General features: G+C 62.7%; 14 protein-coding genes. 5 read left to right on the forward strand and 9 right to left on the reverse strand.

The features are described from left to right. Window positions 1-12 precede the first annotated feature (12 nt). Together ABRP34_RS19425 and ABRP34_RS19430 are read right to left on the reverse strand one after the other, a co-directional pair. Window positions 13-162 carry a hypothetical protein gene (locus ABRP34_RS19425; protein ID WP_175305011.1) on the reverse strand — a complete coding sequence of 50 codons (150 nt, stop codon included), beginning with the start codon at window positions 160-162 and terminating at the stop codon, window positions 13-15. A 112-nt stretch (window positions 163-274) separates the two neighbouring features. Continuing rightward, on the reverse strand, window positions 275-1,006 hold the full coding sequence (locus tag ABRP34_RS19430) for an HAD hydrolase-like protein (RefSeq protein WP_353711409.1): 732 nt from the start codon (window positions 1,004-1,006) through the stop codon (window positions 275-277). 74 nt (window positions 1,007-1,080) lie between these two features. On the opposite strand from ABRP34_RS19430, the gene ABRP34_RS19435 reads away from it, so the two are divergent. After that, entirely contained in the window at window positions 1,081-1,548 is a 468-nt protein-coding gene (locus ABRP34_RS19435) for an Lrp/AsnC family transcriptional regulator (RefSeq protein WP_353711410.1), read from the forward strand. 5 nt (window positions 1,549-1,553) lie between these two features. Here ABRP34_RS19435 and ABRP34_RS19440 read toward each other — a convergent pair whose 3' ends face one another. Beyond that, the gene (locus tag ABRP34_RS19440; protein WP_353711411.1) at window positions 1,554-2,966 is read right to left on the reverse strand and encodes an aldehyde dehydrogenase family protein; all 1,413 of its coding nucleotides are present in this window, start codon (window positions 2,964-2,966) and stop codon (window positions 1,554-1,556) included. Continuing rightward, window positions 2,959-4,011: a homoserine dehydrogenase gene (locus ABRP34_RS19445; RefSeq protein ID WP_353711412.1), complete on the reverse strand. Its 1,053-nt coding sequence runs from the start codon at window positions 4,009-4,011 to the stop codon at window positions 2,959-2,961. Before ABRP34_RS19445 ends, ABRP34_RS19440 begins: the two co-directional genes overlap by 8 nt. Before the next feature lie 296 nt (window positions 4,012-4,307). Here ABRP34_RS19445 and ABRP34_RS19450 point away from each other — a divergent pair, with 296 nt between their 5' ends. Then, a complete protein-coding gene (locus ABRP34_RS19450; protein WP_353711413.1) occupies window positions 4,308-5,747 on the forward strand; it encodes an amino acid permease in 1,440 nt (479 codons plus the stop codon). Window positions 5,748-5,872: 125 nt separating this feature from the next. Beyond that, on the forward strand, window positions 5,873-6,673 hold the full coding sequence (locus ABRP34_RS19455; protein ID WP_353711414.1) for an IclR family transcriptional regulator C-terminal domain-containing protein: 801 nt from the start codon (window positions 5,873-5,875) through the stop codon (window positions 6,671-6,673). Here the strand turns inward: ABRP34_RS19455 and ABRP34_RS19460 are convergent. The 3 genes from ABRP34_RS19460 to ABRP34_RS19470 are packed head-to-tail and all read right to left on the reverse strand — an operon-like array spanning window position 6,670 to window position 8,677. Continuing rightward, a complete protein-coding gene (locus ABRP34_RS19460; RefSeq protein ID WP_353711415.1) occupies window positions 6,670-7,446 on the reverse strand; it encodes an IclR family transcriptional regulator in 777 nt (258 codons plus the stop codon). The two genes, ABRP34_RS19455 and ABRP34_RS19460, sit on opposite strands and share 4 nt — an antisense overlap. 32 nt (window positions 7,447-7,478) lie before the next feature. After that, window positions 7,479-8,231: a cyclase family protein gene (locus ABRP34_RS19465; RefSeq protein ID WP_353711416.1), complete on the reverse strand. Its 753-nt coding sequence runs from the start codon at window positions 8,229-8,231 to the stop codon at window positions 7,479-7,481. Continuing rightward, window positions 8,228-8,677, reverse strand: a complete 450-nt coding sequence (locus tag ABRP34_RS19470) for a hypothetical protein (protein WP_353713416.1) — start codon at window positions 8,675-8,677, stop codon at window positions 8,228-8,230. The genes ABRP34_RS19465 and ABRP34_RS19470 overlap by 4 nt, the downstream gene beginning before the upstream one ends. A 173-nt stretch (window positions 8,678-8,850) precedes the next feature. Between ABRP34_RS19470 and mmuM the strand changes: the two genes are divergently transcribed. Next, window positions 8,851-9,810, forward strand: a complete 960-nt coding sequence (gene mmuM, locus ABRP34_RS19475; protein WP_353711417.1) for a homocysteine S-methyltransferase — start codon at window positions 8,851-8,853, stop codon at window positions 9,808-9,810. A 90-nt stretch (window positions 9,811-9,900) separates the two neighbouring features. Here the strand turns inward: mmuM and ABRP34_RS19480 are convergent, their stop codons facing one another. After that, the gene (locus tag ABRP34_RS19480) at window positions 9,901-10,764 is read right to left on the reverse strand and encodes a sugar phosphate isomerase/epimerase family protein (RefSeq protein WP_353711418.1); all 864 of its coding nucleotides are present in this window, start codon (window positions 10,762-10,764) and stop codon (window positions 9,901-9,903) included. A 486-nt stretch (window positions 10,765-11,250) separates the two neighbouring features. On the opposite strand from ABRP34_RS19480, the gene ABRP34_RS19485 reads away from it, so the two are divergent. Beyond that, a complete protein-coding gene (locus ABRP34_RS19485) occupies window positions 11,251-11,748 on the forward strand; it encodes a hypothetical protein (protein WP_353711419.1) in 498 nt (165 codons plus the stop codon). A gap of 159 nt (window positions 11,749-11,907) precedes the next feature. Here the strand turns inward: ABRP34_RS19485 and ABRP34_RS19490 are convergent, their stop codons facing one another. Further along, window positions 11,908-12,798, reverse strand: a complete 891-nt coding sequence (locus tag ABRP34_RS19490; protein WP_353711420.1) for a potassium channel family protein — start codon at window positions 12,796-12,798, stop codon at window positions 11,908-11,910. Window positions 12,799-12,889 lie beyond the last annotated feature (91 nt).

The raw sequence follows: 12,889 nt of genomic DNA on the forward strand, positions 1-12,889 counted from the left end.
GGGTGAGACCTGTCAGACCTGCGCGGCGCTGTCCCACCAGCCTTCCCAAGCGGCGGACGTGAGCTGACCCTTGGGAAAATCGGTATTCGATGCGGACTCGCCGAATTGGGAGTTCCCGTCAGCGCGCGTGGTGAAGAACAGGTTCAAGGTATTCCAAAGCATGGCTATTTCCTTTCAATCGAGGGTGCGGACGACCCTCTTTCAGGTAGGAATTAGCGTAGCCACGGTATGTTTCAGCGCATCGATTCAACGTTTCGTTCTTGTATCCGTGTGCTCACATCGCAGCGCAGGACGTCTTCGTATACCTGTCCGACAGGCGGCGATTGCTCACGATGAGTGGCAGCAGATCTGCGGCGGACGTGACAACGGCTGCCGCCTGCGACGCTTCCCCAGCGTCCCCGTAGCCCCAGAGCGCGAATATTGTCGGGATTCCGTATTGGGCGGCTCCGGCGATGTCGTAGCTCCGGTCTCCGATCATTACGGGACTGGAGATGTCTACGCCTTCGGCTTGAAGGCGGAGCAGCAATTCGGCGACGACCTCTGCCTTGCTCGCTCTTCCGTCGCGGTCGGACGCCCCGCAGATGTTGATGAAGTGGCCTTCGATTCCAAACCTCCGCGCGAGTCTTACCGCTTGATCTTCCACCTTGGATGTGGCGACAGCCATCGGCACGCCGGCCGAGTGCAGGTGGTCAAGCAGTTTGATGATCCCGTCGTATGGGCTGGACTGTTCAGCGCCGTGGTCGGCGTATGCCTTGCGGTAGTGTTGGAGGGCCCTTTGGGCGGTTATCTCGTCCAACTGTGAGACTGTTCTGAAGGACTCGATCATCGGCGGGCCGACGAATTGGCGCAGTGTGTCCATCGCGGGGACTGGCGCGCCTACGGCTGCCAGGGCCCGGGCAGCACTTGCCGTAACGCCGGGTGCTGAATCCAGCAGCGTTCCGTCCATGTCGAACAGGACGCAGCTAATGCCGGTGAGAGGTGGGCGATCTTGCTGCAGACGTGTCATTTTTTGAGTGCTTTCGGTCGTGGAGCTGGTTCGGTTCCGGGTGTGCCCGGGAAATTGTGGTGTGAAGGGTAGGCATGGATCGAGTGAGTCTTGACCAGATAGACCAGAGGATTCTTGCGGAGCTAACGAAGAACGCTCGGATGAGCCACGCGGAGCTGGCGACCAAAGTCCTGCTATCTAGGAATGCCGTGCGCCAACGGATCGAACGGATGGAACGGCAAGGGTATATCCAGGGGTACACGATCGTTGCCGGCCCGCCGGGGCAGGGGCCGGTGTCCGCCTTCCTCATGGTTTACAGGAAGGACCGGGTGCGGGGGTCGGACGTCATCGCGGTACTGCGGTCGATTCCGGAAGTGGTTTTGTGTGATGTCGTGAGCGGTGACTTTGATCTGCTGGTGAGGGTCGAGGCCCGGTCGCTGGAGAGGGTTCAGGAGATCTGGGAGCAGATTGCGGCCATTCCCGGTGTCACGGACACGGTGACGGCCATGACGCTGTCCAGTTACATCAGGCGGGCCCCCGGAGGTGCCCGCGCCACCGAGTGAAGCGATCAGTTCCTGATGCAGATGACCTTTGGCTGGGTCATCTCCTCATACGCGAAATGGACGCCCTCCCTGCCCATGCTTCCGTACTTGGCCCCACCGAACGGCATGCCGTCGAAGCGGTAATCAGAGGAGTCGTTGATCATGACGCCGCCTGCTTCGAGCTGTTGGGCCGCGTCCATGGCCCTGGCCAGGGAGTCGGTGAAGATGCCCGCATGAAGGCTGAACTCGATGGCGTTGGCGACTTCGATGGCCTCTTCGAACGTGCTGAACTGGCGGAACATGACCACAGGCCCGAAAACCTCCTCCCGCCACAGCCGGCTGTCCGTCGGGACCCCTTCCAGGACGGTCGGGTGGAGCACATTGCCGTCCGTGACATTGCCTGCAAGAAGGACAGCGCCGGCGCCGAGGGCCTCGTCCAACTTGGTTTGGAGCTCCTGCAGCGCAGCTTGGCTGATCATGGGCCCGACGTCCGTCCGTTCATCTAAAGGATCTCCGGCAACCAACCTGGCCGTCGCCTCCAGGAAGTGCCGGCGGAACGCGTCGTACACCGGGGCGGCTACGAGAATCCGCTGCACCCCCACGCAGTTCTGGCCGGCGGCCCAAAATGCTCCGGAGACGCAGGATTCCACTGCGTCTTCGATGTCGGCATCGTCCAGGACGATCACGGGAGCGTTTCCGCCGAGATCCATGGACAGCTTCTTCAGGCCCGCCGTGCGGGCGATGCTTTCACCCGTGGAGAACCCCCCGGTGAAGGACACCATTCGTACGTCCCGCGACCCGATGATTGTTTCGGCCATTTCCCGGCCGCCGTGGACAAGTGTGAGGGCCTCCGGCGGGAGCCCTGAGCTCAGGAGGGCGTCCGCGAGCAGCTGGGCTGACAGCGGCGTCAGCGCAGAGGGTTTGAGGATCACGGCGTTTCCTCCGGCGATTGCCGGGCCGATCTTGTGCGCCACCAGGTTGAGGGGGTCGTTGAACGGGGTGATCGCGGCAATGATGCCCAGTGGTTCGCGTGAATACCACCCGGTGCGGTCCTCTGAGCCTTCATAGGAGTCGAAGGGGATGACTTCGCCTGCGTTCCGGCGCGCTTCGGCAGCGGACAGGCGGAGCGTGTTGACCGCGCGCAGCACTTCCTTCCGTGCCTGGCGGATCGTTTTCCCGGCCTCGGACGATATCGTTAGCGCGAACTCCTCGCTGCGCTGTTCGATCTCCGTTGCGGCACCATCCAGGATCTTCCCGCGTGCGGCGCGGGACAGGGTCCGTGCCTTCCGGGCGCCGACGCGGGCCGTTTCGATCACGGCGTTGCCGGCGGTGGCTCCGGTCAGCGAAACCGCGCCGACCACCCTGCCGTCGTAGGGGCTCGTCACGTCACGGAACTGTGGCAGCGGGGTTTCTGTCGAACACAGCATGGACTCAGGCATTTGCGGCTACCTCCGTCCTGGCTGCGTGCATGGCGATGATGTCAGAGAGCAGCGCGTAGGCGGTCTCCACGCGCCCGGCACCCGGTCCGGAGATGGTTACGGCGCCCAGAAGATCGGTCTCGAAGGACACGGCATTGGTCGCGCCGGAAACCCCGGCCAGCCCATGATCAAGGGGGAGCGCCACAGGGGATACGCCTGCAGTCACGGACCCGTCCGGATTCCGTCGTGCCGCGCCGACGAGCTTCCAGCGGCGCCCAGCGCGGGCTGCCTTCCTAAGATCTTCCGGCGCCATGCTCGAAATTCCCTGCCGATGAACGTCCTTGAGCTCTATGCCGGCGTCCAGCAGTTCGTTGGCAAGGATGAGGACCTTGAGCTGAACGTCGTAGCCCTCGATGTCGGCTGCGGGGTTTGCTTCGGCGTAGCCGAGTTCCTGCGCCTCCTTGATGGCAGCGTCGAAGTCCAGTCCGTCTTCCATCCGCCCGAGCACGTAGTTACTGGTGCCGTTGAGGATGCCTTCGAAGCCGTTCAGTTTCAGCCCGGCGAACAGCTTCTTGGCCAGGCGGATGACGGGAGTGCCGCTCATGACGGCCCCCTCGAACTCGAAGTGCACACCGTTCTGTTCGGCAAGGGAGCTCAGTTCGGCGCCGCGGAGGGCGACCGGGCCCTTGTTTGTGGTGCAGACGCTCTTGCCGGATTCGAGTGCCCAGCGCACATGTGAAACTGCCGGCTCGCCGTCGTCGGGATTAGTGAAGGTGGCCTCGCAGATAATGTCCGCGGTGCAGTTGCGGATCACGGCTTCGTTGTTGGTGTCTGCGGATCCGCCGTACGCTGCAAAGGTTTCATTGTCGCCGCCCAGTTTGAGGGCAACGGAGAGGTCCACGCCTTCAGGCTGGACCAGGGATCCGAGACGCAGGTCGGTGATGGCCACGACCCGCAGGCCGAAGCCAAGTTCGGAACGAAGTTTCTCACCACGGGTATTGATCAGTTCGGCCAGCGTCCTGTTGACGCCGCCGAAGCCGATCAACGCAATGTCGTAGGTGGTCATGGTGCTCCTTCAGTCAGGTACATCGGTCCTCTAATGCTGACCGCATTCCATGTCCGTCAGGGCATGTGATTGTGACCGAAAAGCAGGGCGAACTGACCATCCGCCTGCCGATTCGTCATGTACCCGGAACGTAACCTGCGTTCAACATAGGCATGCAAAGATGTTTTTAACGACCAAAACGGCCTATTCGTGTTACTTTCATCACTGTCGCTATTGCGCAGCCCGAATCGCCTTGACCCACGCCGGGCCACATGCGCATCCCCGCATCAGAACCGCCACTCACCTTGGGAGAAACCATGGAACCCTCACCACCTGTCCAGCTGGAACCTCAGCCCACAATTCCGCCGTCGACCGATTCGGGGCTCCGGCGGTCCATGGGGGCACGGCATCTGGTCATGATCGCCATGGGTGGGGTGATCGGCTCCGGACTTTTCCTGAGCTCGGGGTACACCATTTCCCAGGCCGGGCCGCTCGGGGCAGTCATCGCGTATCTCATTGGCGCTTTTGTTGTGTACCTCGTGATGGCCTGCCTCGGTGAACTTGCCATCGCTTATCCGGTCTCGGGGGCCTTCCACATCTACGCGGCGAGGTCGATCGGGCCGGCCACCGGGTTCACCACAGCCTGGCTCTACTGGCTCTGCTGGGCGGTGGCCATCGGATCGGAGTTCACGGCGTCCGGTCTCCTGATGCAGCGCTGGTTCCCGGGTGTTGACGTCTGGGTCTGGTGCCTTATCTTCGCCTCGGTCCTCTTCGGCTTCAATGCGGTTTCTTCGAAATTCTTCGGCGAATCTGAGTTCTGGTTTGCCATCGTCAAGGTCGGCGCCATTGTGGTTCTCATCGTTTTCGGCGGGGCGGCACTGTTCGGCTTCCACCCGCTCAGCGAGGCGGCTAACCACCCCAGCATGTTTGAGAACTTCAACACTTCCGGCGGTATCTTCCCCAACGGCTTCACGGGTGTCCTGGTCACTGCGCTTGCGGTGTTCTACGCCTTCTCGGGTTCAGAGCTCATCGGTGTAGCGGCGGGCGAAACCGCTGACCCGGCCACCAGCATCCCCAAAGCGATGCGCAGCACCGTCATCCGTCTGCTGATCTTCTTCGTCGGGGCGATCGCTGTCATTGCCGCCACCATCCCCTTCGAGCAGGTCGGGCTGGATGAGAGCCCGTTCGTGACGGTCTTCTCATCCATCGGCATTCCTTACGCCGCCGACATCATGAACTTCGTCATCATCACCGCGCTCCTTTCAGCCGGTAACAGCGGCCTCTTCTCCTGCGCACGGATGCTTTACTCCCTTGCCGACGAAGGGCACGCGCCCCGGGCGCTGAAGAAGCTGACCCGGCGCGGTATTCCCATGATTGCACTCTCCGTCAGCATGCTCGGTGGCCTGGCATCTCTCATCAGCAGCGTCGTCGCACCTGAAACGGTATATCTGGCTCTCGTATCGGTGGCGGGTTTCGCCGTCGTCGGGGTCTGGATGTCCATCACCGCCTCGCATTTCTTCCACAGGAGATCCTTTGTCAAAAACGGCGGTGATGTCGCTGCGCTTCCCTACAAGGCCCCGCTGTTCCCGCTGGTGCCGATCCTGGCCTTCTCGCTCTGCCTCATCTCGCTCGTCGGCATCGCCTATGACCCGAACCAGGTGGCAGCGCTCTACTTCGGGTTCACTTTCGTTGGCGCCTGCTATGCCTTCTTCTACTTCAAGTACGGACGCAAGGCGCGCGCAAACCAGCCCTCCTGACGCCGTCACGAACTAACGTCCACGTAGCTTGGCGGCGGGAGGGTTTCGTCGCCCGCCGCCAAGCTCGGCGTTCTGTGGGGGCATGTGAGAATAGGCGTAGTTATCAGGCGGAAGGAGCACGGAGCATGGATTCTTCCTCGGAAGCGTCATCCATGGCCCAAGGCCTTCGGATAGTTCGGCTGGTCGCAGACCGGGAGAAGCGGGGGAGGCGGCTACTCGGCGTTTCCCAGATCGCATCCGAGCTGGAGATGGACCAAAGCCGTGTCTCCCGGTTGACTCAGGAACTGTGTGAGCTGGGACTGCTGGAACGCGTCGAACGCGGGCCATTCCGGACCGGGCCACGTTTTTTCGGCCTGGCTGCCGCTTTGAATACCGGCTGGGTCCGGGAATCAAAAACCGAACTTGAGGCTTTGGTGGCCTCATTCGGCCTTAGATCCAGACTTTCCGTCCGGGAGGGTTTCCGCGTCATTCTCCTGCGGACCTCCAGCAATGACGCGGTTCCCGGCAGCTTCGTGAAACCCGGCATGGTGACACCCGCGTGGTGCACCGGGTCCGGCCGGGCCCTGCTGTGGGACGAGGAGCAGCCCGCCATTGAGGCCCTCCTTGCGGACGTCAACTTCATTGGCGTAGGCGGCCCGGGGGCGGCCCATTCGCCGCACGAAGTCGTCGAATTGATGGACCGCGACCGGGCGCGGGGATTTATTGTGGCGGAGGAAGAGTTCGAGCATGGGGTCTACGAACTGGCGGTTCCGGTACGCACCGCCAAGGGTTCTATTCTTGCGGCGCTCAGCGTCCTGGGCAGCCGGGCCGAGATCACGTCCGGCGCAGATGACGTAGCCAAGGCCCTGTGGGAAGCAGGGCAACGGCTGGGGTCCTGCCAGGGCGGCACGCGGAACAACGCTGGCCGGAAGGGTCTTGCCAGCTAAGGCACGTTCTGCGGCAGGACCTGACCCAGCGTTGACTCAAGCCACCTTCCCCAGGACACCAGGGCCGTGGCGCAGGCCTCCAACCTCGGCTGCAGGCGGGCCTTGGCGCCTACGACCTGCAGCGCTGCCACCACGTCGCCCTTGAAGTCCCGAATCGGAACGGCCACGGAATACAGCCCGGGTTCGGCTTCCTCGTCGACGATGGAGTATCCCCGTGCCCGGGCCGCGCGGAGTCGTGACAGGAAGTCCTCCGCGTCAACGGGTGTATTGGGGCCATGGCGCACGAAAGCGACACCGGAGAAAAGGGTCCGGACCTCGTCGTCCGACGCTTCCCACAGCAGAGCCTGGCCGGCATCGCTGCAGTAGGCCGGATAGGGCCGGCCCAGCCACGAACCGATCATGTTGCTACTTGCCGGAACATGCTCACCGATGGTGACGGTGCTGTCTCCGCTCAGAATTCCAAGGAAGCATCCTTCATCAGTTTCACGGGCCAAGCCGGCCAGCGCGGTGGCGCCGTCGGTCTGCAACCGTTGTTCGGACAACAGCTGCGCGTCCGTCAGGAGCGACCAGTCGACGGCGTAGGTCCGGTGGTCTTTGCGGAGCAGAAACCCCTCCTGCTGGGCCGTCCGCAGGCTGCGCGCGATTTGGCTGCGGTCCTTGCCCAGGTCGGTTGCTATGTCAGCGACCGTTCCGCCAGGCAGGCCTTCTGCGTTGCGGGAGCCCACCGCTAGGAGAGCCATAATTCCCCGGCCCATGCTGGATGTCTTAGGCATGGGTCCGATTCTAGTCACTGGAGGAACGCCTCCTAGTGGATGGCGAAGACCCGGGCAGGAAAACCGCTGCCCCGCAGTGGCTTGGGCCAGGTGGCAATGAGGGCAGCGCCCGCTTCTGGAAGTCCGTCCAGGTTCGCCATCAGCTCGATCTGCCACCGGTTCTGCGCCAGGACGTAGGTCTCCAGTGTGAAATCCTGGCGGGATGTGGCCAGTCCCGGGTCCGTGTCCGTCTGCTCATGACCGACGGCGGTAACCGACCGTTCCTCAATCAGGAAGGAGAGGACTTCCTGCGACCAGCCCGGTGTGTGGCTGACACCGTGATCGTCCCTGTTTGCCATGGCGGCAGCGTCAGGCCAACGGCCACTCCAGCCTGTCCGCAATGCCACAAAGGCCCCGGGTGGGATGGCGCCATTGCGGCGTTCCCAGGCCTGGACGTCCTCCATCCGGGGAGTGGCGTCCGCATTAGCGATGACGCGCTCGGTGATGTCTAAGACGACCAGCGGAAGGACCATCTCCTGCACGGGAATCTGGTCCAGGGTCCTTCCTCCTGAGATGAAATGCGAGGGAGGATCAACGTGGGTTCCCCATTGTCCGATGATCGAGTAGCGGTGAGCGGTGAAGCCGTCACCTTTCTCCAGGTCGAAAACCGCTTCTCTGATTTCGTCGGGGAAGGCTGGGAAGTGTGGTTGGCCGGGGTGGAAGGCGTGCGTCAGGTCGGTGAATGATCTGCCGGCAAACAGCGTCTGCAGGCCGTCCCAGAGGGCGGTTGTGGTGACTTGAGTCATGACGTGGCCTGGCTTTCAACCAACGCCGGAAGGGCAGTGTTGGAAACCCCGATTGGCCCTGTCAGCTCAATGACGGGTACCTCCCAAGGATGGATATCCACGATCTGCTGCAGCAAGCGTTCCACGGCAGCGTCGTCGAGCGCAGCATCGAAATACGTCGTCAAGACCAGGGTCGGCGAAATTGTCTGCTGACCAACCTGCCCCAACGTAGGGTTGGCGCCTTCAGCGCAGGTGAACCCCTCAAAGCCCAAGCCGGATTCGAAGACATGCCGGTAGCTGCCAAAGTCCCCGAGGTCCGGGGATGCAGCGACAGCGTCGAGCAGGGCCGTAATGCCAGCCTCGTCTTTGAAGGCTTCTGCGTCGCCGCGGGCGAGGCGCGAGAAGGTTTCCGACGCTACGGGCCAATGCACACGCAGCTTGCGTACTGCTTTCATTTCAATCTTCAAGGGAAGGCTCCAGATCAGTTCGTAACGTGTTTGCATGCCATCGTGGCACGGTGTGATGATCATTACAAGCATTGAAAGATGCTTATTATGACCATATTCATCGTGCATTACACGTGCATACGGTGCCTCGTGCCGGACAGGCATGGATGTACGAACCGCTTGGAGCCCAAACGATGCCCAGTAACACCAAGCTCTCCCGCATGCTTGATGCCGGAGCGAACCTGACCGTGGACGGCGCCCTTGCCACCGAACTGGAAGCGCACGGCTGCCATCTGGACGACCCTTTATGGTCGGCTAAAGTCCTTCTGGAACAGCCGCAGCTCGTCAAGCATGTGCACCGCGATTACTTCCGCGCGGGAGCCGCGGTCGCGATCACGGCGAGCTATCAGGCCACACCGCAGGGATTTGCGCGGCGAGGCATTGACGAAGAAGAGGCCCTGGAACTGGTGGCATTGAGTGTGCGTCTGGCCGACGAGGCCCGCAGCGAGCACCTGGCCGAAAACCTGGGCGCAGGCCCCCTCCTGATTGCAGGATCGGTCGGTCCGTACGGCGCATACCTGGCCGATGGGTCGGAGTACCGGGGAAACTACTTCCTCAGCCGAAACGAGTTCCTGGAGTTCCACCGGCCACGAATTGCCGGGTTGGTGGACGCCGGAGTGGACTTTCTTGCCTGTGAGACGCTGCCGTCCTTGCCGGAAGCCGAGGCCATGGTGGAACTCATGAAAGAGTTCGACGTCGAAGGCTGGCTCTCCTTCACACTCCGGGACGGAGGGCACATCAGCGACGGCACGCCGCTTGCCCAGGTGGCAAAGCTCAGCAGGGCGCAAACGTCCGTCGTGGCCATTGGCGTGAACTGTGTGCCGCTGGAGCTGGTTGCCCCATCCCTGGGCGCCCTGCGCAAGGCCACGGACACGCCCCTGATCGCGTATCCAAATTCCGGCGAAAACTATGACGCCGTCAGTAAAACATGGCGGCCGGCCACGGCCATTGGGGGACCTGGTGGTAACCACGCCGCAAGCCTTGCGGAAGGAACCGCCCTTTGGCGTGAACTTGGTGCCCGGCTCATTGGCGGGTGCTGCCGAACGACCCCGGAGGACATAGCCGCAGTGGCCATGCTGACAGAAAGTCCCTAACGGCCGGACTTCAACCCCCGTCGGTCAGAAACGTCAGAGGGGATTCCCGCTCAGCTCGCCACACGGCATCGCAGGCCTGCCGCAGAACTGTCAGGCGAGGAGCATCTGGACCGTGTTGCGCAGCGTGGAGGCGACGAGGACGTCGTCGAGCTCGGCCACCTTGTCGCAGAAGATTTCCGGGCAGTACCAGCCGTCGTAGCCCGTGGACTTACACGCGTCGATCCACTCCTGGAGCGGGATGTTCCCCGCCCCGGTCCAGACGTCCCGTGAGACCGACTGGTCGGGCACCTCGCCCGGCGGCACGTGCAGGCCGTCGCAGACATGCACCGCCGCGATCAGGTCCGCGGGCAGGGCGGCGATGTCTTCGGGGGTGTCGCCCGAGGCCCAGAAGTGCCAGAAATCCACGCACAGCTTCGCGTTGGGCCGGTCGATAGTCTCGAAGATCTGCAGCGCCTGGCTGACTCGGTTGATGGGGGACCAGGCCAGCGGCTCGAGGTACAGGCTCACCCCGTGGTCGGCGGCGATGTCCGCTGCCAGCGCGACCCGCCGCGCGGTGTCGGCCAGGGCCTCCTTGTCGGTGAGCCCAAGCGCGCCGCGGAACCGCAGATCGTTGTCGCCGAGGCTACCGGCGCGGAACTCCTTGACGACCCGTACGTCCACCGGTCCGGTGCACATCTGCACGAACGGCGCGCCCACAATGCTTGCCACCTCGGAGAGCCGGACGGCATCACGCTTGAACTCCTCGTCCGGTGCTTCCTGGATGGCGCCCACACCGGAAACCGGGAATCCGCCCAGCAGCGGCACCAGGTCGTGTCCCGTATAGCCGGCGTCAAGGAACCGGAACAGCTTGGGCGTCTGCAATTCGACGGCGTCATAGCCGGCCGCCTTGGCCACCGCGATGTCCCGCACGGTGGTTCCGTGGAACGCAGCCGTCGAATTCATGGAGATCTTCATGTTTTCCTCTCTGGAAGGCGGCTGCCTATGCAGCATGCGGGCCCCGACCCGGGAAGGAATCGGGCGGAACTTTGTAAGTTTGTCATTACATATGATGACGGTCAATGTCTGCAGATCCAAAGATGGGCACTAATCCTCTCAAACAAGAGGTTTAGCAAGAGGGGTCTCCCCCTCGAATGGGGGGTCTAACGCAGGGGCTCTTCCCCCGAATGAGGGGTTTTAACCCGTGGGTTCTCCCCAAGGAAGGGGTTTAGTCCATTGAAAAGACACGTGTCCACAGGAACCTGACAAGGTCCCGCGCATAAAAACTAAGGCGTCGGCGGCCTTGGAATAACAAGCAGCCCTCGCCGACCCGCTGCCCGGTCCACTGGGGGAACCAGTCCGTCGTCCTGATCATCAGGCCGACATCCCGCATCGAAAAGCTGGCGACGCCAGCCCTTCGACGATGGGCCGTGATCTGAAACCGTTACCCAGAATCTGGAGACAATGATGTCGAAGCGTATTCTTGCCCTTTTCGCCGCCCTTTTCACAGCTCTATTGGTCCTCGCCAGTCCCGCGCAGGCCGGAAATCCACATTTCATCAAAAATGCGACCAGCGCGAGCCTCTCGGGAACGAGCCTGGTGGTCAAGTTCAAGGAGGCGGGTCTTCCGTCCGGCGCCACTGAAACCGTGACGGTTTCAGCAACCCTGAGCGCGACCTACCAGTGTGTCAACAATGGCGGCAAGAACCCGAACGACCCCAAGAAGACAACAATCAACACCGCGGTATCCACAAGCGGAGAATTCAAGGCCGACAAGAACGGCAATATCACCGGATCGCTCACGCTGAGCGCACCGGCTGCCGCCACTGTTTTGGATTGCCCGTCCGGCCAGAGGGCGACCCTGACGGTGGTGTCCTACACGGCTATCTCCATCACTGATGAAGACAGCGGTGCGACCCTTGCGATTCCGGGGACCTTTAGCAGTGGCACGCCGATCAACTGATCCGGAGAAGGCTCTGCTGGACTTCTAACCGCCAAGGATGAGGCCCCCCGCCCCAACGGGCGAGGGGCCTGCCAGCCCCCACGCCATTCGGCAACGAGGCCCGGGGTCCACCCATGCTCGCGCCAGAGGGCTTGGCTGGCGTGAAGACTCAGGCGCCCGCTAATCAGCCCCTTCACGGGGCCGGCGGTGCCTGTGGTGCGTGGAATAGTGTTCGAACACCTCGGAGGAGGTGGTTCCGGCATGCCCGAACCGGCCGCGGAGAACTTTCGCGAGGTCCTCCAACGCGGCCTCCAGCATCCGCCCGGCAAACTGGAGATCGGGGTGATCGCTGGCCTTGGCTTCGGACGCGAGTTCCTGCGCATAGGTGACCGTGGCCGGCAGGGAACCCCTCTGCTCGACTTCCTGGAAATAGTACGTTTCGTGGAAGGCGAGCAGGTCGATGCTGACGGCGGCGACGCTGCCGGACAGCGATTCGAGCAGTGCGGCAGCATGGCTTGCGTCCATTGAAAACGGGTCGCCAGGCGTTGCCGCTTCCCGGAACAGGTTCAGTTGGTGGGCAAGCGCCCGACGGCGGTTCAGGGCAGGGTACATCTGAAGAATCCAAGAAACCGTGGCCGTCAGCAGACCGAATCCTGTGACGGCCTGGGCGGCCGAGACGAGCCTCAGCAGGGGGTAGCCCGCCACGACTTCCCCGAACCCGACAGTGGAAAGAGTGACCATGGAGAGGTAGACGGCTTCGAGGAAATCCGCCTCCCGGGGGACCCCCGCACCGTAGATGAAACCCTCCGGCAGGTGCGGGAGGTAGAGCAGCGCCCAGCCCAGGATGGCCATGCCGGCCCACGCGAAGATGACGGCAGCCATGGCCACAGGCGCCGCGACGGAGGAGGCTCCTCCTCTGGATATCCGGGAGAGACGCCAGCACCCGTGCATTATGGTCCTGCATACCGGGCCGGAACCGTGCGGGTAAAGCAGTGTGTGGAAGACGTCGACGAGCATCAGCAAAATCAGCCCGGCTCCCACCACCGTCCACAGGACGTCCCAGAAGTTCATGCCCCATCTTAGGATCAGGGCCGTCCCGGCAGGACCCGCCGCCCATCACGCAGGCAGTTTGGCCACGAAATTCCCGCGGCCCCTCGCGCCC

Origin of the sequence: Arthrobacter sp. K5 (assembly GCF_040448525.1) — a bacterium.
GTDB classification, from domain to species: domain Bacteria; phylum Actinomycetota; class Actinomycetes; order Actinomycetales; family Micrococcaceae; genus Arthrobacter; species Arthrobacter globiformis.